Here is a 21,753-nt window from a genome sequence, read left to right as displayed (position 1 = left end):
GATCTTCGCAGCTTCAGTAGGCGCCCTGCCCGGCGAGGACGGCGCGCAAGGTCTTCCAGAGGATCACCAGGTCGAGCGCCAGCGACCAGTCCTCGACGTAGCGAAGGTCGAGCCGGATGCTCTCTTCCCACGAGAGGTCGCTGCGCCCGCTCACCTGCCACAGCCCGGTCAGCCCCGGTTTCACCAGCAGCCTGCGGCGCGCGGCCGGAGCGTACGTCGCCGTTTCCTCCGGCAGCGGCGGCCGGGGCCCGACCAGCGACATCCGCCCGGCGACGACGTTGAACAACTGCGGCAGCTCGTCGAGCGAATACCGGCGCAGCAGTCCGCCGACCTTCGTGACCCGGGGGTCCTTCTTCATCTTGAACAGCGGTCCCGCGCCTTCGTTCGCCTGCTCGAGGTCGCGCCGGATCAGATGCGCGTCGACGACCATGGTGCGGAATTTGAGCATGGTGAACGCTTCGCCGTCCTTGCCGATGCGCCGCTGCCGGTAGATCACCGGACCCCGGTCGCCCGCCTTCACCGCCACCGCGATCGCCAGCAGCAACGGGGAGAACAGCGCGAGCAGCAATGCCGCCCCGCACCGGTCGACCACCTCTTTGACCAGGCGGCGGCCGCCGGTGAAGGCGGGCGCGGTCACCCGCAGCAGCGGCATGCCCAGCACCCCGCTGACGTTCAGCCGAGGCCCGGCGACCTCCATCAGCATCGGCGCGACGACCATTTCCGACGACGTGCCCTCGAGATCCCAGGCGAGCCGCTGCAGCCGCTCCGGATTCCAGTACTGGTCGGCCGTGATGGCCACGACCCGGTACCCGCCGCGGCGCACGTGCCGGGAAAGCTCCTCGAGCCGCCCGACGACCGGCACCCCTTCGATCTCCCCGGTCCCGGTGGACGTGCAGACCGCCTCGACCCGCCATCCGACGTGCGCCTCGGCCCGGGTCCGCCGGATCAGGTCCGCGACGGTTCCCGCGCTGCCCGCCGCCATCACCGGCAGCAGGCACAGCCCGCGCCGGCGTTTCCGGTGCAGAATCTGCCGAAGCACATACCGCTGCGGGAACAGCACGATCGCGACGGCAGGCACGACGAAAAACACCCAGGGCTGCACTTCGAGCGCGCCGAACAACAGTCCGCCGAACGCGACCAGCACCGCCGCGGTGATCAGCGCCCGGCCCAGCGTGCGGTACTCCTCCGGGCCCTCCCCCAGCACCCGCGCGCTCCAGGCCCGGCTGACCGGAAGGGCGCACAGGATGGCGAACGCGGTGCCGAACGCGTGCATGTCGTGCGGCGCCACCCGGTCGATGACGAACGCGCTGAGCGCGATCACCGCGCAGGCCGCGACGAGATCCGCGGCGATCACGGTCCGGCGGTAGCGTTTTTCCCATTCCGCGGCGTGCGTTTTCGGCGGATCCCCCTCCGCCGGGCACACCGTGGCCGGGTCGAGCCGGTCGTCGGCGGCGCGGCCGGGCGACGGGGCCGCCACGTCGACCGGCGGCGCGGGGACCGCCCGAAGGTCGACCCGCGGCAGCGAAACGCCGTCCGCGGGCCAGGGCCGCACCGGTTCTTCCATCAGTCCTCCCGCGCTCCGCAAGCTCCCCGGACCTGATCGCCGCCAGCACGCTGGGTCAGGACGGCCGATCACGATCCGTGATCAGCGAGAGGGTCCCGCTCCACGCCGCCGAAGGTGTGCCGCTCGCCAAGGTATCGGGTGGTCAGCAACCGGTGTTACAGACATTTTCCAGCCACGGCCTGCGGGTCTTTCCCGTCAGGAAGCACCCGGAAGATAACGGGGATGTCACGATGGGTCACGCCGACTCGGCAACCTGAATTACCCGCAGTAGTCAAGTTTCCCACTACCTACACCGAACGGCCCAGCGGGCCCGCAGCCGAATCAGCTCCCCCGCACGGGTCAGCGGCGGCGCCCGCGCCCGCCCCCACCGCCGTTCGGGCAGAAGCTCTCCGCCGACCCGCCGATTTCCCTTGCCGGGCGCGCATTCCACGGCGGAATGCGCGGCGGCGCCCGGTTTGCGGCCGTTCGGGTGGTCTGAACCATCCGAACGGCCGGGGATCGGAGCCGCTCCGCACCTTTCTCGCGGACTGGCGCCGTGTTCTTCCCGCAACAGGATCCACAGTGGACGCCGGAGCCGGGCCGGCGTCCGGCTCAGGCCGTCGGCGGCGCCGCGGCGGTCGCGTTGAGCGCGGTCACCACGGCTCGCTCTTCGAAGCCGAAGTGCGCCTCCAGCTCCCCGGCGAGCCTTTCCAGCTCGGCCCGCAGCCGGACCGGGTCGGATTCGCCCGGGACGAAGCCGTCGACCAGCTCCCGGATCGCATCCTGCAGCCGCGCCACCACGTGGTGCTGCGCGGCGAGCTGTTCGACGACCGGAGCGAGCGCGGGGAACTGCTCGGCCAGCTCCGGGAACACCACCGAATCCTCGCCGACGTGATGCCGCCGCAGCGCGGTGCAGAAGCTGAGGCAGCGGGCGCGCAGCTGCTGAGCCAAATCCGGTTCCGGCCGGACGATCGCGGTCGCGCTGCCGCCGACGACGGCGTCCGCCTGCTCGCGCAGCGCCCGCAGCTCGCCGCGAAACCATCGGTGCACTTCGACGAGCCAATCGCCCATGCCTTTGACCCGCTCGTCGATCCGGTGCAATACGACCACCGGAATCTCGCGGGTCGTCTTCGCCTGATAATCGCCGTAGCCGGGAGCTTTCTCGACCACTCGCGCGAAAAGCTTTTCGTACGCGGCTCCTCGCGGAATGGCCGCCATCGCCGGATAAGTGTCGCCGCCGGTCTCGACGGTCACCCTCGGATTCCGCCGGATGTTGTGGTACCAGGCGGGATTGCGGTCCGCCCCGTTCGCCGACGCGACCACCACGCCGTTGCCGTCGAGCTCCAGATAGCCGAGGAGCACCTCGCGGCGGAGCCCGGTCTTCGCGCCGGTCGTCGTCAGCACCGCCAGCGACCAGCCCTGGAACATGCCGCCCAGCTCGCCGCCGTTCGCGCGGAACTCGGCGATCAGGCGGCGGGAAAAATCGTTGCTCACACATTTCCTTTCGTTTTCGCGGAAAGGAGGAGTCGAGCACAGGATCAGGACGCGAAAAGACCCCCGCGGGCACAGGCATGGCGCAGCGATCCGGTCGACGGATCCGCGGAACTGCGAGAGACGGAGAGCCCGATCTCTGTGCTGGCTGGTTAGCCGCTACCTCCATGCGTAGGCCCATACGGGGCGCACGGCCAAGTTAGCACAACTCCCCCGGACGTCGTGCGGCGAAGGCTGAATCCTTTCGCCGGGCCCGGCGCTCTTATGGTCGTGCGGCCACGAGGCCGACGCGCGGAAGGAGAGGTTCGATGACCATAGGCATCACTGCCATTGTCGCGGCGGTTCTGGTGTGCAGCTGCGTGGTGTTCCTGCGGGCGCGAGGAAGGTCGAAGCGTGGCTGAATCCTGGCCGGCCGCCCAGCTCGTCGCGGCGGCGCGGGACGGGGACGAGGCGTCGATCGCCGTGCTCGTCTCCGGCGCCTACCCGCACGTCCGGCGGTTCGCGTTCTCGTTGTGCGCGAGCAGCCAGGACGCCGAGGACGCGGCGCAGGAGGCGATGCTCGTCCTGTTCCGCAAGATCGGCACGCTGCGGGCGACGGCCGCGCTCGCGTCGTGGATGTTCCGGATCGTGCGCAACGAATGCCTGCGCCGGGCCCGGTCGTGGGCGCGGCGCGACGAGCCGATCCCGGAAACCGCGGGCCCGTCCGCCGAGGAGGACGTGCTGGGCAGGCTGGAGGTCGAACGCCTGTCCGCCGCCGTCGCTTCGCTGCCCGCCGACCAGCGCGGCGTGCTGATCCTGCGCGACATCCAGGGCCTGCCGGGAAAGACCGTCGCCAAGGCGCTCGGCCTGAGCACCGCGGCGATGAAGTCGCGGCTGCACCGCGCCCGCGCCGCCGTGCGCGCCCGCCTGGAGCTCCCGGAGGAGGACCGATGAGCGGCCGGCCGTCGTTCGCCAGCAGGTCCCTGCCGGTCCACCTCGCCCGCGGCGTCGCCGGCTTCGGCCTGATCGCCGCGTCGGTCGCGCTGGCCCCGGTCGTCGGGTGGGCGAGCCTGCTGGCCCTTCCGGCGGGCGTGCTGGCGCTGCGCGGCTGCCCGACGTGCTGGGCGATCGGGCTGGTGCAGACGCTGTCGCGGGGCCGGCTGGAGCGGACCTGCGCGGACGGGCGGTGCCGGGTGTCGCGCGGAGGCTCCTGACACGCCGACGGCCTGCCGGCGAAGATCGTCGGCAGGCCGTCGGGCGGTGCTGGTGGGCGATACTGGGATCGAACCAGTGACCTCTTCGGTGTGAACGAAGCGCTCTCCCGCTGAGCTAATCGCCCGCTCGCGGTGCGGAACCAGCCTACCCCACGACTTTCGGGGGCCTGCAAACGGGTGGTTTGATCCGGTTACCGCGCGTCTGCCAGCGAATACGGTCCGAACAACCCCGAGCTAACCAAGGTCCTTCGCGGGCGGGGGCGCGTGCGCCCGTCCGCGACATCCGTGCGACGGTGCTATCGCACAGCGGCCGAACCGCGCAAGATGTACTGGCGGCTCCCCACCGGGCGCCCGCTGAAGGCTGCGCGGCACGGACGGCGACGGACCGGACGGACCCCGGGGCAGACGGTCTCGAACGGGTGATCTCGAGCGCACTCGCGACGGATCCGGGCCCCTGGTGCGTCTCACCGTCGTCCTCGGTCGTCCGGGCCGGGAAGGGAGACGAAGGGTAGGACGATGCGCAACGATCACGTGACGCTCCGCTCGACGGCGGTCTTCGACCTGCTGGCGCCGCGGACCCCGGCGGTTCCGGTGAAGGTGGAGCTGCGCTACGACACCCGCGACCCCTATGCCGTCGTCGCCGCCTTCCGCACCGGGCGGGCCGGCTGGGTCGAATGGGTCTACGCGCGCGACCTGCTCGCCGACGGCCTGCTCGCCGACGCCGGCGACGGGGACGTCCGCATCCGGCCCTCGGTGGAGGACCCGGAGTCGGTCCTGATCGAGCTGAACTCGCCGTCCGGGCACGCCATGTTCGAGGCGTCCGCGCAGGAGCTGGCCGATTTCCTGGACCGCACGTACGACGTCGTGCTGCCGGGCAACGAACACCTGTGGGTCGACGTCGACGACGCGCTCACCCACCTGATCCCGAACGATCTTGCCTGATCACCGGCCCGGAAGCGGGCCAACAACCCCCCGGTGCCGGGACGGTCGCCGGGGTCCGATATGGTTTCTTCACACCACGGCGACGGGGTGCGAGCTTCCGGCCCGCGATCCCGAAGCCACGGTAGTGCGGACGTAGCGCAGCTGGTAGCGCATCACCTTGCCAAGGTGAGGGTCGCGGGTTCGAATCCCGTCGTCCGCTCGGAGGGCTCAAGCCCCATGCGGTGGAGTGGCCGAGAGGCGAGGCAACGGCCTGCAAAGCCGTGTACACGGGTTCGAATCCCGTCTCCACCTCGCGCGATTAGCTCAGCGGGAGAGCGCTTCCCTGACACGGAAGAGGTCACTGGTTCAATCCCAGTATCGCGCACCATCGCGTTTCGGAAGCCCTGCTTCTCTTCGGAGAGGCGGGGCTTTCTTCGTCGGGGGCGTGTTCCTTCTTCGGGCAGAGCAGGTCAAACCGGCAGCACCGGCCTCGGGCTGCGCTCCGGCAACCCGCTATCCGCTTGGACAACGACGAAGCTGCGTTTGCGCTCCCCCAGCAGCAGCGAAGGCTTGCCATCGGCTCGGCGACTTTCGCCGCGAGCCGCGGGCCGTAGGCGGGCTGTCGCTCGAGGCCGCGTACCGGCAGGCTCCGAACCGAGGACATGGGCGACGACTACCTCACGGTTTCGTCGGACAGGCGCGCGCACCTGGACATCGAGACTGGCGGAGGTGCTGGCCGCGCGGGCGACCGCGCCGAGGTCAGCCCACCGGCCTGCTCGGGCGGCGGCTACCGGATCCCATCCGCCGGCGAGCAGGTTGGCGACGGCATCCCCTGCTCTGTCTCGAGCCAACTCGACGAGCTGCGGAAACCTCCGCAGGTACCTGATGAGCTCCCCCGCTGTCTGCGCTTCCGGCAGGCATTCGAGCAGTTCGGCATCGGAGAGTTCGTCCGAGGCGAGCAACGCGCACTGAATACGGGGGCTTCCCTCGGCGGACAGCTCCGGCAAGGCGGCCAGGCGGGCCCACAACCCGCGCGGCTCACCGGACTCGTCAGCCAGTTCAGGGGGCACGGCCCTCGGCGCGGGAGACCGACGGCAAGCCGTGCCGCGGGAAGGTCGTCCGCGACGAAGAGGTCCTGGCTCCATTCGCCGGGCCAGGCCGCGACCAGCAGCTCCTGCCCCGTGACGGCGCCCAGCATCGCCCGTTTTCCCGCCTCCGCCTTGGCGACCAGGCGACCAGGCGACCCGGCGTCCGCGCCTGCCCGCAGCAACGTGACCGTCCTGGCCAGCCAGGGCAGGGACTCCGCCGAACTCGGGTGCCGCAGCCGCGCGTCGGAAACGAGCTTTCCCCTCCTCCGCCCCAACATCAGTTGGGCGTGGGGAACAGCGTCGAGCCCAGCGGCCGGTGTTCGGCGAAGCCCGGAAGGATCAGGAAGGTGCCGCTCGCGGTCGTGGTGGTGAACGGCAGCAGCGCGTCCGCGGTTTCCATGCTCGCCAGGGTCGCGGTGAACGTGTGCAGGTCGTTCTGGAAGCTCACGAAGAGCAGACCGGGCGCCGGCGCGTCCATGCTGTAGCTGCGGCGCAGCATCAGCCCCGCTCCGACGACGTTCGCGTGTGCGCGGCGGATGTGTGCGTCGGCGGGGACCAGGTAGCGGCCGTCCGGGGTTTTCGCGCCCAGGTCCGGGCCGTCGGCGATCACGCCGCCGGACAAAGGGATCCCGGTGTCTCTTCGGCGGCCGAAGACGGCTTCCTGCGCCGCTGCGGGCAATGCGGCGAACCGCGTCACGTCCAGTGTCATGCGCCGGACGACGGCGATCGTGCCGCCCGCGACCGGAGGCGGGCCGGCGAGCCACAGGTCCCGCTGCTGCTCGGCGGGCGTGTGCGGGCCGATGATGCCGTCGACGAAGCCCAGGACGTTCCGCGGCGCGGTTTGTCCTTCCGAGACCGGGACGTGCGGTCCGCGTGCGCCGGATTGCCGCCAGCGTTCGCGTACGCCTGGGGTCGCCAGGAGCGCGGCCGCGGCGACGGGCGGGAGGAGCGGGTCGCTGGCGCAGATCTGCAGCAGGAGATCGCCGCCGCGGTCGGACGGGGCGATCGTCTCGTGCGCGGCCGGCGGGAGGTCTTTCGCGCCGGGCAGGTGCGGATCGCGGGTCTGGACCAGTCTCGGGCCGACGCCGACCGTCACGGTCAAGTCGCCCGGGGGCAAGCCGAGCAGCCGGTTGTCCGTGCCTGCGGTCAGGGTCAGGATCTGGCGGCCTAATTCGGCGAGAAGAGGGCCTGGCGCAACGGAAATGTCCGCGGACACGATCAACAGATGCGGTTGTGGTTGCCGCGGGGTGGTGATGCCGGCTTGCTGGGGGCCGGCGGCCGGGATCGGGCCGGGTCCGGAGTCGGGCGGCGCGGCCGCGTGGCACCCGGCGGCGAGCCCGGCGGTCACGGCCGCCCCGAGGAAAGCGCGGCGGGACGGGCGGCGCTCAGCGGGATTCACGACGGGCAGCGTGGCAGATTCCGGCGCGCCAGGCGAATTCGGCTCGGCGGAACCCGCGGGCGGACAGCCCGGCGACCCGGGCGGCCCGCAGCCAGCGCTCCCCAACCAAGCGCCCGGGCAACAATCACCCCAACGGAATCCGCCGCTCGTGCCAGACTGGCCGCATGCGTTTTCCCGCCATGGTGGCGATCCTGGGGCTGTCCGCGGCGCTGGTCAGCGGGTGCGGTTCTTCCTCCGCCGAAGGGCATCGGCCGGACGGGACAGGCGTGACCATCCGCGTTCCGGCCGACGCGCCGACCCTTTCCGCCGCCGTTTCCCTCGCCCAGGCGGGAGATCTCGTGCTCGTCGCGCCGGGCGAGTACCACGAAACGGTGAAGCTCACGACGCCGCGGGTCACGCTGCGCGGCGAGGTGCGGGAACGGGTGGTCGTCGACGGGCAGCTGAAGCGGGACAACGGCGTCGTCGTGTCCGCGCCGGGGGTCGCGGTGGAGAACCTGACCGTCCGGAACCACACGCAGAACGGCGTGCTCGTGACCGGTTCGGCGAAGGCCGCGTCGGGGCTGCCCGGGCGCGGAGGCGGTTACGACACCGGCGACGAGCCGGTCGGCTTCCTCAGTTCGTTCCTGGTCTCGCACGTCACCGCCACACGCAATGGCCTGTACGGGATCTACGCTTTTTCCGCGCAGAACGGCGTGATCGAGCAGTCCTACACGTCCGGCGGCGCGGATTCCGGAATCTATGTGGGCCAATGCAAACCGTGCCGGACGGTGGTGCGGGACAACGTCGCGGAGCTCAACGCGGTCGGGTACGAGGGCACGAACGCCAGCGGCGAGATGTACGTCGTCGGCAACCGGTTCACCGGCAACCGGGTCGGGGCCACCGCCAACTCCGACCATCAGGAGAAGCTGCTGCCGCAGCGCGATTCCGTGGTCGCGGGCAACCTGGTCGCGGCCAACGGGCAGGCGGCGACCCCGGAGCAGGCCGACGGCGGCTGGGGCATCGGGATCGGCATCGACGGCGGCAGCGGAAACCTAGTGCTGCGCAACCGGATCGCCGGGAACCCGAACGCCGGGCTCGTCCTCACCGCGACCCAGGACGTGCCGCCGAAGGACAACCAGATCGTCGGCGACGTCTTCGCGGCGAACGGCATCGACGTCGGCTGGACCTTCCCCGGCGCGACGAAAGGCAGCGGAAACTGCCTTGATTCCGCGGCAGTGCACACGATTCCGGAGGGGTTGGCGGCGAGCGCCGCTTGTCCGGCGGGAACCGCGGAGTCGCCTTCGGGCGGATGGACGAGGGCGAGACCGCCTGCGGGAATTCCGTTCACCGAGGTCGCGACGCCGCCGGTGCAGCCGCAGTTTCCGGACGCGCGCACGGCGGGGCCCACGGTCGTCCCGGCCGTGCCGGACTTTCCGGACGTCGAGAAAATCCCGGTGCCCGCGGCGTCGTTGCTGGCAGACCGGGCCTCGGTGGCCGCAGGCTGAGGACTGCGAGCAGAATTCCCGCGCGTTCCGGGGGAAAGTCAGCGAACCGGCGGAACCGCGATGAATTCGTGAGTGTCGAAGGAAATGACGACCGGATCCGTTTCTCCCGGGATCGCGGCCTGCACCCGGTACATGACGCCTTCCGCGTCGAGCCAGTACCGGACTTTTTCCGCGCTGCCGGGACGGTCCCGCGAATCCGGGCCGGTGAAGACGTCGACCGCGTGCCCGTTCACCTGATCGGCCGCTACCCATTCGGCGCCGTTCTGCGGCAGCAATTGCGCGTTGTCCGGCCGGTCGCTGCCGAGGCCGAGAAGAATGGCCAGCGCCCGGTCCAGCGCGCCCGCGGCCGGATTCAGCGGGCGGCCGAACCAGCCGTCCGCGGGCGGATTCGCCGGAGGGAAATCCGGGACGGCGGTCAGCGGGCGCAGTTCGATCCGGCCGGCGGTCCACCGGATCAGACCATTGCCGGAGTCGTTGCGCCCCTTGCCTTTCAGCACTCCGTAACCGGCCTTGGCGCGGTAATCGGCCGAACCGGTGATCACGAGTTCGCCCGCCGCGCCGGGCACGCTGATCGTCACCGCCCGGCCCTGTTTCCGGTAATTGCCGAATCGCGCGAGCGCGAGCCGGCTCGCCTCGTCGGCGGTGACCGGACGCGGCCCGGAATCGGCGGAACCCGAGGCGGCATACCAGAATATTCCCGCGCCGAGCGCGACTGCGATTGCCGCGGCGAGGACGGTCCAGCGGCGCGCGATCCTTTTCCCAAGCACAGCGAGTGACCGTAGCAGGGTTGTCGATTCACCCGGTCCGTTTATCCCGGCGCCGTACCCGGGCAGGCCGTTTTCTGATTCACTGTTACAGCTTTGCGGCACGCCGCGCGAATATTCCGTGCAGAGAACGGAGATCCCGCAGTCATGACCCGAGGTGGCAGAAGAACGAGCGGCAGATTCAGGCTGGCCCGGACCATGGCCGCCGCCCTGGTGCTGGGCGGCAGCGCGCTCACGGTGACGAGCGGCACCGCCGGGGCCGCCGAGGACGGCACTCTGACCGTTCAGGTGCTCCGCGATTTCTTCGGCACCGGCATCGTCAACGCCGCCATGGACACCCCGCAGCCGGGGATGTCCGTGCTGGTCACCGACTCCGCGGGGCACCAGGTGCGCGGGCGCACGGACGCGGCGGGCAAGGTCGTGGTCGCCCCGGCCGCCCCGCTCGCCGGCGGGCGGTACCGCGTCGACGTCTCCGTTCCGGATCCGTACCGCGCGTATTTGCGGGCCGCCCCGGCGTCGACGGAGAAAAACCACTTCGACAGTTTCACGACGTTCGTGGACCTGCGGGAGGGCAAAGACGTTGCGGTGGTCACCGGCGTCTGGAACCCGGCCGACCACACGCCGCCCGACGCCCGCTATTACGTGCCGGTGCAGAGCCCGGCGGTGAACAGCGACGGCAGCGCGCCCGATCCGAACAGCCGCGCGCTGGTCGCCTTCGACCGGAAATTCCGCGGCACCTGCCCCGCCGACTCGGAATGCCCGGCCGTGCTGAACACCCAGGCGCAGGTCGGCACCACGTGGGGATTGGCGTACGACAAATACCGCGGCCGCATTTTCCAGTCGGCGTTCGCGAAACGCTTCACCGTCTACGGTCCCGAGGGCGGCGGCGCGATTTACACCACGCCGCTCGACGGCGGCGCGCCCAAGCTGTTCGCGAAGGTGCCGGACGCCGCGGTCACCGAGCACGGCGCGGTCGACATGCTCAAGGACCAGCATTTCGTGGACGTGCCGGGCAAGGAAAGCCTCGGCGGGATCGCGCTCACCGAGGACGGCAAGACGCTGTACGCGGTCAATCTGCGCACCCGGAGCCTGGTGAGCTTCGACGCGACCGGGGCCGCCGCGAAACCGGACAAGACCGTGCCCATCCCGGATCCGGACTGCGCCGTGCCCAACGACTGGCGGCCGTTCGCGGTCGCGGCGCACGACGCGAAACTGTACGTCGGCGGCGTCTGCTCGGCGGAGAGCACGAAGCGGCGCGAGGACCTGAAAGCCGTGGTCTACACCTACGACGGCACGAAATTCACGCCCGTTCTCACGCACGGCCTCGACTTTCTCCGCGGTTACGTGATCACTGCGCAGAACCCGACCGAGAACATGAACCACTGGAACCCGTGGGACACCTCGTTCGCTTCGTGGGACAAGTTCATCACGACGGGCGCGGGGATCGACCCGCAACCGGAACTGGCGAGCCTCGCGTTCACCCGCGACGGCTCGATGATCCTCGGCTTCCGCGACCGGTTCATGGACGTCTTCGGCTCCGGCAAGGACCCGCGGCCCACCGACGACACGGTCCGCACCGGCATGTCCGGCGGCGACATCGCCATGGCCTGCGCCGCACCCGGCGGCGGGTACGACTGGGAGGGCACTGGCGCCTGCCCGAACCACGGCAGGCCCGAGACGAACGGCAACCAGACGCCCGGCGTCGTCGAGTACTTCCCCGGCGACTTCTACGATCCGAGCCGCTCCGGCAACGGCGTGCACCAGGAGTCCTCGCAGGGTTCGGTCGCCTACATTCCGCAGCAGCAGTGGGTGATCAGCACCCAGATGGACCCGGCGCAGCACGTCAGCTCCGACGGCGTCGGCTACTACGACGTCGACACCGGCATCGGGCCGGGGCAGGAGAATCCGAAGCACGGGTACGCGTTCGTGGGCCCGGCGAACAGCTTCGGCAAGGCGGGCGGGCTCGGCGACATCGCCTACCAGGCGGCGAACGCGCCCATCCAGATCGGCAACCTCGTCTGGTTCGACGGCGACCGCAACGGGATCCAGGACCCGAACCGCACCGACGAGGTCCCGCTCGCCAAGGCGACGGTCACCCTGCTCGACGCGGACGGCAAGAAGGTCGCCACCACCCGGACCGACAAGGCGGGCGAGTACTACTTCGGCGGCGTCGGCGCGGAATACCAGCTGAAGCCGGGCGAGAAGTACACCGTGCAGTTCGACGTCTGCACCGCGGCGACGGACAACGTGCCCGGGACGCCGCCCGCCACCGATCTGCGGTTCACGCTCCCGACCGCCGGACCGGACCGAGCGCACGATTCGAACGTCGTGCCGCCCAAGACCGGACAGCTCTGCAACGGCTACGCGCCGGTGACCGCTCCGGCCGAGGCGGGCGGCGTCGACCACACCATCGACGCCGGGGTCTACCTCCCGCCGCCGCCTGGGCCGCCCTCGTCGTCCACGCCCCCGGCGAGCAGCCCGAACCCTGCTCCCCCGGCCGCCCACCCGCCCGCGGCGGGCTCGACGGACACGGATTCGCTGGCCTCGACCGGGATTCCGCTGCTGCCGATGCTGCTGATCCTCGGCGGCGCGCTCGTCGCCGGAGGCACAGCGTTCCTGGCGGCGAGCCGGAGACGGCGGCTCCGGCGGCAGTGACCGCCGCGGTGACCGAGGCCCGCCCGGCCTCGGTCACCGTTGTCGCGTCAGCCATTCCGGGAGGCTGCCGGGTCGAGCTGCTGCGGTCGCCGGTGACTGTCCGGAGTGGACGGACCAGTACTCGGGCAGCACCAACGGAAAACTTCCGCGCGCGCAGCGCACCTGACCCGCGTCAGCCCGGACCCGTTGGTTCAGCGACCGGCTCGTCGAGGGCGGTCACCGGACCGTGCTCGCCGATCTGCACAGCCCACGCCGTGCTGGACCGCGGCCCGCAACTCCGGCGAGAATCGCGTCTCGACTTCGCGGAACCGTCCGGCATGCGGGAAGCGCGCCGATGCCCTCGCCCGGCCGGAGCCGGACGGGGGTTTCGCGCGGAAAACGGGTCAGGACAGCGCGCGCAGCCGCGGCAGCACGTCCTCGGCGAACTGGCCCAGGTAGCGCTCCTGGTCGTGGCCGGGGCCGTGGAAGACCAGGTGGTTCAGGCCCGCGTCGAGGTACGGCTTGATCTGCGCGACCGCCTCGTCCGGGTCGGACGCGACGATCCACCGCTTCGCGACCTGCTCGATCGGCAGCTCGTCGGCCAGCCGTTCCATCTCCTCCGCCGAGGAAACCGTGTGCTTCTGCTCCGCGCTCAGCGACAGCGGCGCCCAGAACCGCGTGTTGGCCAGCGCCTTCTCCGGGTCGCGGTCGTAGGACATCTTGATTTCGATCATCCGGTCCACGTTCGTCGCGTCGCGCTCGGCGGCGGCCGCGCCCTCGGCCATCGCGGGCATCAGCTTTTCCGTGTAGAGCTCCATGCCCTTGCCGGAGGTGCAGATCATGCCGTCGCCCGCGCGGCCCGCGTACTTCGCCACGACCGGACCGCCGGCGGCGATGTACACCGGCACCGGACGCTCCGGCCGGTCGTAGATCTTCGCGTTGACCAGCTGGTAGTAGTCGCCCTCGAAGTCGACGTTGTCCTTGCTCCACAGCTCGCGCATCAGCCGCACCGACTCGCGCAGCCGGGCGAACCGCTCCTTGAATTCCGGCCATTCCCGGCCGGACACCGCGATCTCGTTCAGCGCCTCGCCGGTGCCCGCGCCGAGGATCACGCGGTCGCCCGACAGCAGCGCCATCGTCGCGAACGCCTGCGCGATCACCGCCGGGTTGTACCGGAACGTCGGCGTCAGCACGCTGGTCCCGATCAGCACCCGGCTGGTCCGCTCCGCGACCGCGGGCATCCACGCCAGCGCCCACGGCGCGTGCCCGCCCTCGTGGCGCCACGGCAGGAAATGGTCCGACACCCACACCGAGTCCAGCCCCAGCTCCTCGGCCCGCACCGCGAACTCCACCAGCTCGCGAGGCCCGAACTGCTCCGCCGACGCCTTGTACCCGACCTTCAGCTCCACGATCGCCCTTCCCCGTCCGCATGAACCACGCAGGTTTCCGTGGCACTGTCAACCGTACCCGGACGGGCCTCGCGAAGGCGGGTGTGCTGTCGATCACTCGGCGGGCTGGTACGCGGCTTTCGCCGGGGAGGGCGTTTGCTTGCCTGGTCAGGAAATCCCGATCCGGCGCGGCGGGGTTGCGGCGTCCAGTTCGGACGGACCGCGGACGGATCCGGGTTGAGGTGCGATTCGGGTCGGAGGCCGAACGCACCATGCGGAGCGGGTTCTGGCCGCCGGGCGGGCGTGCGCTGGGCCCGCACCGCCGCCTCCTCGCCCCTGGGTTCCCCGGTCCCCCGGTCCCCCGGGACGAAGATCGCCGCCGTGCGGGCCCGCGCATGGCCGCGAGCTGGCTCGGCTATTCCGCCGCCGTCAGGTCCGGGAGGTCGTCGAACTCCACGACCTGGCGGACCTCGACCTCGATCTCGTCGAACAGGTCCGCGTACTGGCGCGCGTACTCGACCGCCTGGGCCCGGTCCGCGGCGTTGACCAGGGCGAATCCGCCGATGACCTCCTTGGCCTCGGTGAACGGCCCGTCCGTCGCCACCGGAGCCGCGCCGCGGGGCTTGCGGACGAGCGCGCCCTTCGCCGACGGGTGGACGCCCTCGGCGGTGATCAGGATGCCGCGTTCGGTCCAGTCCTGGATGAACGCGCCCATTTTCTCCATGAACTCGGGGCTGGGGTTCCAGGCCTCGGGGGCGTTCTCGTCAAGCCGGTGCATCATCAGGAAACGCATTGACCGCTCCTCGGATCGGGGCTGGTTTCGTCCAGCCGTCACATCCTCGTCGAACGGCCGCGCGCGAAATCGACACCCTCGCCTTGGCACCGTGCGAGGGGGACCTTCGCGGCCGCGCCGCCCACGCCGCGACCCCCGCGGCCAAGGTGACGGCCGCTCCCGCGATCGGACTGTTCATCAGCGCGAGACCAGCGAGAAACGCGGTTCCGGCGAGGAGAAGCAGGGCCATCCTCAGCGTGGCGGCCCAGGCGACGACGAAATCCGCGGCACGGGAAGTCCAGGGGTCGCGGGTGTCGGGCTTGCGGTGCCGGCCGCGCTTGCGACGAGCCAGAACCCGATGCGCGGAGGCGACCATCTCCTCCCGGGTGGCGACCCTGCGAGGCGGCCGGGAGAAGGGATCCCAGTCGACGACGACGCGGACTCGGGCGGGGTGCTCCGGGTCGGGGTGGAGGGGTTCTTCGGGGGTGCTCGCCGCTTCGGGGCTGCTCGCGGCCGGGGAGCTTTTCGCCGAGTCGCTTGCGGCTGCGCCGCCGAACCGGGCTGGCTCGGCTGGAGTGCTCGCGGCCGTAGCAACCGCCACACTTCCGACTGCCCCGGTGACTGCGTTGCCGGACCTGACGGGCTCGATTGCCGCGCCCGCAGCCGAGTCCGCTTCCTCTGCGGCACTCCCAACGGCCCCGATCTCGGCCGCACTTGGCTCGGCGCGCTTAGCCGCATCGCTCGCAACCGAGTCCGCTTCCGGCGCGGCACACCCGACAGCCCCGATCCCGACCGCGCTTGGCTCGCCGCGCTTAGCCGCAACGCTCGCAACCGAGTTCGCTCCCGGCGCGGCACACCCAACGGCCGCGCTTGGCTCGGCGGCCCCGGTTGGGGTGTTCGCGGCGCTCCCGGCGGGCTCGTTCTCGGGCGGACTTGATGGGTAGGGCTCGATGGGGGTGCTTGCCGCCGGATCTGATTCTGGTGCGGCGTTTCCTACTGCCTCGGCGACCGCATCGCCTGGCCCGACGGGCTCGGCTGCCGTGCTCGATTCCGGTGCGGCACTTCCGGCCGTCGCGCTCAGCTCGGCGGGGTTGACCGCATCGTCCGAGCGGGCCGGAGCGGCTGAGCAGGTCTCGGGCGCGTCGAGCGCGGCTGTTTCCGTTGCGGGCTCGGCGGTTGCGGCCGGACCGTCCGCAGCGCGCGGCTTCACCGGATCGGCAGGCTGGGCCGGTTTCTCCGTTCCGCGAAGCCGCACCGCTGCCCCGGCAGGGCCCGGTTCGCGGCGGCTCGGCTGGGGCTCCCGGACCAGCACCGCGCCCTCCCGCCCGGGCGGCTCGCCAGCCTGGCGCTGCTGCCCGGTTCGGCGCGGCTGGTCGGTGAGGCAGGGAACCACCGTCATGAGGTCGTCGTCCCTTTCTCTTCCGGCCGGCGGACCGCTTCCGACGGCTCTCCTGGCCCCGGCCGTCGTGCGGGTGCGGGGCCTCGGATGCGCTCATCCTGGCGAAAACGGTGCGTCACCGGCCAGTTCTACTGGCAGTGTCGCGGCGAACGGTCCCTCAGCGTCGCCCAGCGGTTCGAGTGACGGTTTTCGCTACTCTTCGCGGTCGCTGTTTCGCGCCCGGAAGGCCCTCCGCGCGGAGACTTGTCCAGACCTCTTGACGCGTCCGCGAACTGCGGGGAACCGGCTCTGACACGGGAAGATGCACGTTCATTCGCACGGTCGCCAAGTGGAGAAACGCGGGTTAGCCACCCAAGCCCACCCCGCACTCATACACAGAGTGTCACGGCCCGCCAAGTTATTGAGCCGTCAACCGTCACCCACATGAGTGATACAGAGAGTGATCAGCCAAAGGAACCAGGGAGCACCAGGGATGGCCCGAACGGACGCATCCACGCTAGGCAGGACGTACGCACCACTGGCGACCAGGGCAAGTTCGAGTCCTTGCCGTCGCGGCACGCCACCGGCTACGGTCATGAAGGCAAGCCTTACCTAAGCGAACCGGGACCCCGCCATGCCGACCCTCCCCCAGCGCCGCACGCCCGAGAGCAGGCGGCTGCTCCGGGCGTCCGTGCTGCGCGTCGAACGCACGTCCGCGCATTTCGTGACCCTCACCGTCGGCGGGGAGGACCTCGAGGACTTCGCGCCGCTCGGGTTCGATCAATGGTGCCGGTTGTTCTTCCCTCGCGAAGGGCAGCGCGGGCTGCGGCTTCCCACCGCTTCGGGCAACCGCTGGCTCGCCCAGCACCTGCTGATGAGCGCCGCCTCCCGGCCGTGGGTGCGGAATTACACGATCCGGGCGGCGCGGCCCGGGGAGGTCGACATCGAGTTCGCGGTGCACGGCGACGGCGGGCCCGCGTCGAGGTTCGCGGAGAACGCGCGGCCGGGCGACGAGGTCGGGATTCTCGACGAGGGAATCACGTATCTCCCGCCGGAGGGCGTCACGCAGCTGCTTCTCGCCGACGAAAGCGCGGTCCCGGCGGCGCTGGCGATCCTCGAGTCCTCGCCTGGCCTGCGCGGGACGGTCCTGCTGGAAGTCGGGGCGCGAGACGACATCCAGGCGGTCGACGTGCCGCTCGGCGCCGACGTCCAGTGGCTGGTCCGCGAGGACGACCGGCTGCCCGGACGGCTCGCGCTCGACGTCCTCGGCCAGCTCGACCTGTCCGAGCCGCCGGGGTACACGTGGGTCGCCGGGGAGAGCGGGCTGGCCACCGGCGCGCGGCGGTTTCTCACGCGCGAGCGCGGGGTGCCGAAGCAGGCGATCGCGTTCCAGGGGTACTGGAAACACGGTCGCGCCGCGCTGGGGTGAGCCGTCAGAACAGCCGTCCGGCGGTGTCGGCGGGCGGTTCTTCCAGCTGCAGCAGGAACCGTTTCCGGGCGACGCCGCCCGCGTATCCGGTGAGGCCGCCGCTGCTGCCGACCACCCGGTGGCAGGGCACGACGATGCTCAGCGGATTCCAGCCGTTCGCGTTGCCGACCGCCTGTGCCGCGCCGGGTTCGCCCAGTTCGACGGCCAGGTCGCGGTAGGTGCGGGTCTCGCCGTAGGGGATGCGGGTCAGCAACTGCCACACGCGGCGTTCGAACTCGGAGCCGCGCAGGTCGAACTCGAGGTCGAAGGTCTGGCGCTGTCCGGCGAAGTACTCGTCGAGCTGCTGGGTCACGGTCGCGAAAGCGTCGTCGGCGCGCGGGCCGAAGTCCGGGAAGCGCGGGGTCCGGCTGTGGCCGTCGAAGTAGACCGCGACCAGCGCGCTGCCGTCGGCGACCAGGGTGAGATCGCCGACCGGCGACGCGGCGACGGTGTGCCGGAAAGCCATCTTCTCCTCCGTGATCGGTGCCACGGAACGGTATCCGGCGGGGCCGCGCGTGAGAGCATCGCCGTCCATGGACGACGGTTTCGCCGACATCCCGACCACGACCCTCGCCGACCTGCTCGGCCGCGGCCAGGTGCTCGACTACGGCGTGCGCCCCTTGTGGGGGCCGGTGCCGCGGATCGCCGGGCCCGCGTACCCGGTGCGCTGCCCGCCGGGCGACAACCTGATGCTGCACGCGGCGATCCACCGCGCGCCCGCCGGAGCGGTCGTCGTCGCGGAATCCGGCGACGTCGATTACGCGCTCGCCGGCGGCAACGTCTGCGCGACCGCGCAGAAACGCGGCATCGCGGGCTTCGTCCTGGACGGCGTGATCCGCGACCTGCAGGAGGTCCGCGAAGCGCGGTTCCCGGTGTTCGCGCGCGGCGTCATCCCGATTCCCGGCACGAAGGCCGCGGTGACGCCGCTGGGCGAGCCCGCCCGGTGCGGCGGGGTGACGGTGCACGCCGGGGACATCGTGGTCGCGGACGAGGAAGGCGTGGTCGTGGTACCCGGCGCCGACGCGGCGCGGGTGCTGGCGGACGCTCGGGCGAAGCTGGCCAAGGAGGAGGCGCAGACGCTCGACGAATGGGCGGAGGCGCACCGGGCGAAGGTGGACGCGGCCTTGGAGGCGGGCGGGTTTCGCGGCTGAGCCGGGCGCGCGAGGCTTGGCCCGCGGCGGGTGCCGCTGAGCGGGTCTTGGCTGCGGGATCGGATGCCGACGGGCTTCGGGATCGGCGGGACTCGTGCTGGGGACCGGCGCAGGCTTGGCTGGATAACGCGTGCTCGCGACTGACTTGGCCGGGAGCGGGCGATCTCGCCCGGGCTGGGCAGGCCAAAGGCGCGGTGCACTCCCGCCGGGCAGGTCGGCAGGGCCCGGTTCACTCCGGCCGGACAGGTCGGCGCGCCCGGTCGGCGCGGCCCGGTTCACTCCGGCCGGACTGTCCACAAGGGACCTGCCGCCGCCAGCTCGGGGCCGGGTTCGGGTTCGGGCGGGAGGGGGTCGGGGTCGGGCAGCGGACGGTCCGGTCCCGGGGTCACCGGGTCGGGCTCCACCGGGCCGGGAGGGACGGGCTCCGGCGGTGCGGGCGGCGCGGTCGAGCGGGGACGGAACATCGCGGGCTCCTTTCTCTCCCTGACGGGCTACCGCACACCCGCGGCGGCGAAACATCCACCCGCTCGCGCGAGGTCGGCTAGGGTCGGAGACGGAGCCGACGACCGAGAAGAGGCGAGACGATGAGCGCGGACAAGCCCGGCGAGCAGCAGCCGCTCGACGCGGAGATCGTGGAGAGCCCCGGCACGCCGTCCGCCGACCTCCCCGAACCCGACTACAGCGACAACGGCGCGCCGTCGTTCGACTTCGTGCGGGACCGGATCGAGAAGCGGTACCAGACCTCCGTCGGCGCGCAGGAGCTGGCCGGGATCGGCGGGCCGGAGGACCTGCAGTCGCTGGACAAGAAAATCGCCGACCGCAAGGAAGCGGCGAAGGACAAGCTCGCCGAGATCCGCCGGGCGATGGGGAAGGAATAACACCGTTTTCCGGCCGCGACCAGCTCCCGGCGGCGGAAACCTCGGCATCGGCAGGCTGAGCGGCACTCCGCGCGGAGCCCCGAAAAGCCGGCCGCAGGTGCCGCACGGGTGAAGGCAGGCCGCGGGGATACGTCCAGCGGAAAGTGGCCCGGCGGAGGTGAATGCGCAAGGCTGCGCCGACGCTCCTCCTGCGGCACCCCGCGGCAGCCGAGGATGCCGACGCTCCTCCTCAGCACCCTCGCGGTTGCCGCGGGAATCGCCCAAGCGGCCGCGAGTCGGCAGAGGTCGTGCCAGCGAAAGCTGTTCCGGGCGAACAACGGCCGCCGGACGGCGAAGGGCCCATCGCGCCAACAGCGGCCGAGAGCCAGCAAAACCACATCGAGCTGGGGAAGGCCGCGGTTCGGCGAACCCTCATTGGGCCGGAGAAGGCCGCAAGCCAGCCAAACGCCGTCGGCCCAGCACAGGCGACGAGCCAGGGAAACCCGCGTCGGGCCAGAGAAGCCGTGAGCCAGCAAACCCACGTCGGGCCGGACCAGGCCGCAAGCCAGCCAACCCCATCGGCCCGAAGCAGGCCGCAAGCCAGCCAACCCTCATCCGCCCGGAGCAGGCCGCAAATCAGCCAACCCCGTCGGCCCAGCAGGCCACGAGCCAGCGAATCCGCGTCGGCCCGGAGCAGGCTGCGAGCCAAACCAAACCCCGCCGGCCCAGCAGGCCACGAGCCAGGGAACCCGCACCGGGCCAGAGAAGCCGCGAGCCAGCAAACCCCGTCAGGCAGAGAAGGCGCGGGCCAGCGAATCCCGACCAGACCCGGGAAAGCCCCACCCCACCGTAACCCGCGCCGGAACGCAACCACCGCGAACAGCGCCCACCCGACTGTCCACAATAGACCAACCCCGCCAATTCCCGTGGCCTCCCCCGCGCCCGCTCTGGTTGAATCGCCCGCATGGCAACCACCGTGCGCGTTTCCGGCCTGGTGCTCACCGAGCACGAGTTCTCCGTTCCCCTCGACCATTCCCGCCCGGACGGCGCGAAGATCACCGTCTTCGCCCGGGAGGTCGCCGATCCGGACGGGCTCGACCGGCCGTTTCTCGTGTACCTGCAAGGGGGTCCCGGGCACGAGGCGCCGCGGCCGTCGCTCGGGGCGCCGGGCTGGCTGCCCCGGGCGTTGCGGGAGTACCGGGTCCTGATGCTCGACCAGCGCGGCACCGGGCGGTCCGCTCCGGTCGGCACGCTGCCGGGCACGCCCGCCGAGCAGGCCGAATACCTCACGCACTTCCGCGCCGACGCGATCGTGCGCGACGCGGAATTCGTGCGCGAGCAGCTGGGCGTCAGGAAGTGGAGCGTGCTCGGCCAGTCGTTCGGCGGGTTTTGCACGCTCCATTACCTTTCCTCCGCTCCCGACGGGCTGGCCGAGGCCTTCTTCACCGGCGGGCTCCCGCCGGTCGGACGCCATCCGGACGAGGTTTACACCGCGACGTTCGCGAACCTGCTCGAACGCAACCGCCAGTACTACCTCCGCTATCCCGGCGATCGCGACCGCGTCGAAGCGCTGCTGCCGTTGCTCGACGACGGCGCCGTGGTCCTGCCCGACGGCAGCCCGCTCACCGCGCGGTTGTTCCAGCAGCTCGGATACCTCCTCGGCGCCAGCGGCGGCGAGGAGGCACTGCACTACCTGCTCGAACGCGACCCGAAGTCCCCCGCGTTCGCGCACGACGTCGCGAACTCGCTGCCGTTCAGCGGGCGCAATCCGCTGTACTCGGTCATCCACGAATCGTCGTACTCCGACGGATTCGCCACGCGCTGGTCCGCCGAACGGGTGCTGCCCGACGAGTTCCGCACGGACCGGACGCTGTTCACCGGCGAGCACGTGTTCCCTTGGCTTTTCGACGATCTCCACAGCCTCCGGCCGATGAAGGAGACCGCCGAACTGCTCGCGCAGCACGAATGGCCGCGGCTGTACGACGCCGATGCACTGCGCGAGTGCACGGTTCCGGCGGCGGCCGCGATCTACGCCAACGACATGTACGTCGAGCGGGTGTTCTCCGAGGAAACCGCGCGGTTGATCCCGACACTGCGGCCGTGGCTCACCAACGAGTACGAACACAACGGCCTGCGCGCGTCCGGCGACCACGTGCTCGGGCGGCTGATCGACCTCGTGCGCGGACGCGTCTGACCTGACGTGCGGGGAACCCTGCTACCCC

At 71.1% G+C, this 21,753-nt stretch carries 16 protein-coding genes and 4 tRNA genes; 12 read left to right on the top strand and 8 right to left on the bottom strand.

Features of this window, described 5'->3' with window-relative positions; all coding sequences use genetic code 11:
- Nucleotides 1-13: 13 nt before the first annotated feature.
- Together F9C12_RS41995 and F9C12_RS41990 are read right to left on the bottom strand one after the other, a co-directional pair.
- Nucleotides 14-1,564, bottom strand: a complete 1,551-nt coding sequence (locus tag F9C12_RS41995; RefSeq protein ID WP_409464172.1) for a sugar transferase — start codon at nt 1,562-1,564, stop codon at nt 14-16.
- 591 nt (nt 1,565-2,155) lie between these two features.
- Nucleotides 2,156-3,037 (bottom strand): nitroreductase/quinone reductase family protein, encoded by an 882-nt coding sequence (locus F9C12_RS41990; protein ID WP_409464171.1) that lies wholly within the window; start codon nt 3,035-3,037, stop codon nt 2,156-2,158.
- Nucleotides 3,038-3,427: 390 nt separating this feature from the next.
- On the opposite strand from F9C12_RS41990, the gene F9C12_RS41985 reads away from it, so the two are divergent.
- Together F9C12_RS41985 and F9C12_RS41980 are read left to right on the top strand one after the other, a co-directional pair.
- On the top strand, nt 3,428-3,967 hold the full coding sequence (locus F9C12_RS41985) for an RNA polymerase sigma factor (RefSeq protein WP_409464170.1): 540 nt from the start codon (nt 3,428-3,430) through the stop codon (nt 3,965-3,967).
- The gene (locus tag F9C12_RS41980; protein ID WP_409179860.1) at nt 3,964-4,227 is read left to right on the top strand and encodes a hypothetical protein; all 264 of its coding nucleotides are present in this window, start codon (nt 3,964-3,966) and stop codon (nt 4,225-4,227) included. The genes F9C12_RS41985 and F9C12_RS41980 overlap by 4 nt, the downstream gene beginning before the upstream one ends.
- 50 nt (nt 4,228-4,277) lie before the next feature.
- Here the strand turns inward: F9C12_RS41980 and F9C12_RS41975 are convergent.
- A tRNA-Val gene (locus F9C12_RS41975) sits at nt 4,278-4,352 on the bottom strand.
- Nucleotides 4,353-4,743: 391 nt separating this feature from the next.
- Between F9C12_RS41975 and F9C12_RS41970 the strand changes: the two genes are divergently transcribed.
- The 4 genes from F9C12_RS41970 to F9C12_RS41955 all read left to right on the top strand — a co-directional run bounded on the left by F9C12_RS41970 (nt 4,744) and on the right by F9C12_RS41955 (nt 5,536).
- On the top strand, nt 4,744-5,169 hold the full coding sequence (locus tag F9C12_RS41970) for an SsgA family sporulation/cell division regulator (protein ID WP_005159130.1): 426 nt from the start codon (nt 4,744-4,746) through the stop codon (nt 5,167-5,169).
- 126 nt (nt 5,170-5,295) lie between these two features.
- Nucleotides 5,296-5,368 (top strand) — tRNA-Gly (locus F9C12_RS41965).
- A 21-nt stretch (nt 5,369-5,389) separates the two neighbouring features.
- Nucleotides 5,390-5,460 (top strand) — tRNA-Cys (locus F9C12_RS41960).
- A gap of 1 nt (nt 5,461) precedes the next feature.
- Nucleotides 5,462-5,536 (top strand) — tRNA-Val (locus tag F9C12_RS41955).
- 977 nt (nt 5,537-6,513) lie between these two features.
- Here F9C12_RS41955 and F9C12_RS41950 read toward each other — a convergent pair.
- A complete protein-coding gene (locus F9C12_RS41950; protein WP_409464169.1) occupies nt 6,514-7,635 on the bottom strand; it encodes a Dyp-type peroxidase in 1,122 nt (373 codons plus the stop codon).
- A 164-nt stretch (nt 7,636-7,799) separates the two neighbouring features.
- Here F9C12_RS41950 and F9C12_RS41945 point away from each other — a divergent pair, with 164 nt between their 5' ends.
- Nucleotides 7,800-9,119, top strand: a complete 1,320-nt coding sequence (locus F9C12_RS41945; protein ID WP_409464168.1) for a nitrous oxide reductase family maturation protein NosD — start codon at nt 7,800-7,802, stop codon at nt 9,117-9,119.
- Between the two features lie 38 nt (nt 9,120-9,157).
- Here F9C12_RS41945 and F9C12_RS41940 read toward each other — a convergent pair whose 3' ends face one another.
- Nucleotides 9,158-9,886 carry a hypothetical protein gene (locus tag F9C12_RS41940; RefSeq protein ID WP_409179856.1) on the bottom strand — a complete coding sequence of 243 codons (729 nt, stop codon included), beginning with the start codon at nt 9,884-9,886 and terminating at the stop codon, nt 9,158-9,160.
- Nucleotides 9,887-10,081: 195 nt separating this feature from the next.
- Here F9C12_RS41940 and F9C12_RS41935 point away from each other — a divergent pair, with 195 nt between their 5' ends.
- The gene (locus F9C12_RS41935; RefSeq protein WP_409464167.1) at nt 10,082-12,538 is read left to right on the top strand and encodes an SdrD B-like domain-containing protein; all 2,457 of its coding nucleotides are present in this window, start codon (nt 10,082-10,084) and stop codon (nt 12,536-12,538) included.
- Between the two features lie 383 nt (nt 12,539-12,921).
- On the opposite strand, the gene fgd is transcribed toward F9C12_RS41935, so the two are convergent.
- Nucleotides 12,922-13,926, bottom strand: coding sequence for a glucose-6-phosphate dehydrogenase (coenzyme-F420) (fgd, locus tag F9C12_RS41930; RefSeq protein ID WP_409179854.1), 1,005 nt, complete (start codon nt 13,924-13,926; stop codon nt 12,922-12,924).
- 394 nt (nt 13,927-14,320) lie between these two features.
- Nucleotides 14,321-14,698, bottom strand: a complete 378-nt coding sequence (locus tag F9C12_RS41925) for a YciI family protein (RefSeq protein ID WP_409179853.1) — start codon at nt 14,696-14,698, stop codon at nt 14,321-14,323.
- 1,991 nt (nt 14,699-16,689) lie between these two features.
- Here F9C12_RS41925 and F9C12_RS41920 point away from each other — a divergent pair.
- Nucleotides 16,690-17,484, top strand: coding sequence for a siderophore-interacting protein (locus F9C12_RS41920; protein ID WP_409464166.1), 795 nt, complete (start codon nt 16,690-16,692; stop codon nt 17,482-17,484).
- Nucleotides 17,485-17,488: 4 nt separating this feature from the next.
- Here F9C12_RS41920 and F9C12_RS41915 read toward each other — a convergent pair whose 3' ends face one another.
- The gene (locus F9C12_RS41915) at nt 17,489-18,013 is read right to left on the bottom strand and encodes a methylated-DNA--[protein]-cysteine S-methyltransferase (protein WP_409179851.1); all 525 of its coding nucleotides are present in this window, start codon (nt 18,011-18,013) and stop codon (nt 17,489-17,491) included.
- A gap of 43 nt (nt 18,014-18,056) precedes the next feature.
- On the opposite strand from F9C12_RS41915, the gene F9C12_RS41910 reads away from it, so the two are divergent.
- The 3 genes from F9C12_RS41910 to F9C12_RS41900 all read left to right on the top strand — a co-directional run bounded on the left by F9C12_RS41910 (nt 18,057) and on the right by F9C12_RS41900 (nt 21,725).
- A complete protein-coding gene (locus F9C12_RS41910) occupies nt 18,057-18,674 on the top strand; it encodes an RraA family protein (RefSeq protein WP_409464165.1) in 618 nt (205 codons plus the stop codon).
- 584 nt (nt 18,675-19,258) lie between these two features.
- Nucleotides 19,259-19,552, top strand: coding sequence for a hypothetical protein (locus tag F9C12_RS41905; RefSeq protein ID WP_409179849.1), 294 nt, complete (start codon nt 19,259-19,261; stop codon nt 19,550-19,552).
- A 943-nt stretch (nt 19,553-20,495) separates the two neighbouring features.
- The gene (locus tag F9C12_RS41900) at nt 20,496-21,725 is read left to right on the top strand and encodes an alpha/beta fold hydrolase (protein WP_409464164.1); all 1,230 of its coding nucleotides are present in this window, start codon (nt 20,496-20,498) and stop codon (nt 21,723-21,725) included.
- The last annotated feature ends 28 nt before the right edge of the window (nt 21,726-21,753 follow it).

This window comes from Amycolatopsis sp. GA6-003 (assembly GCF_046267895.1).
Classification (GTDB): Bacteria; Actinomycetota; Actinomycetes; order Mycobacteriales; family Pseudonocardiaceae; genus Amycolatopsis.
The sequence above is the reverse complement of the archived record's forward strand: the minus strand, read 5'-3'. Positions and strand labels throughout refer to the sequence as shown.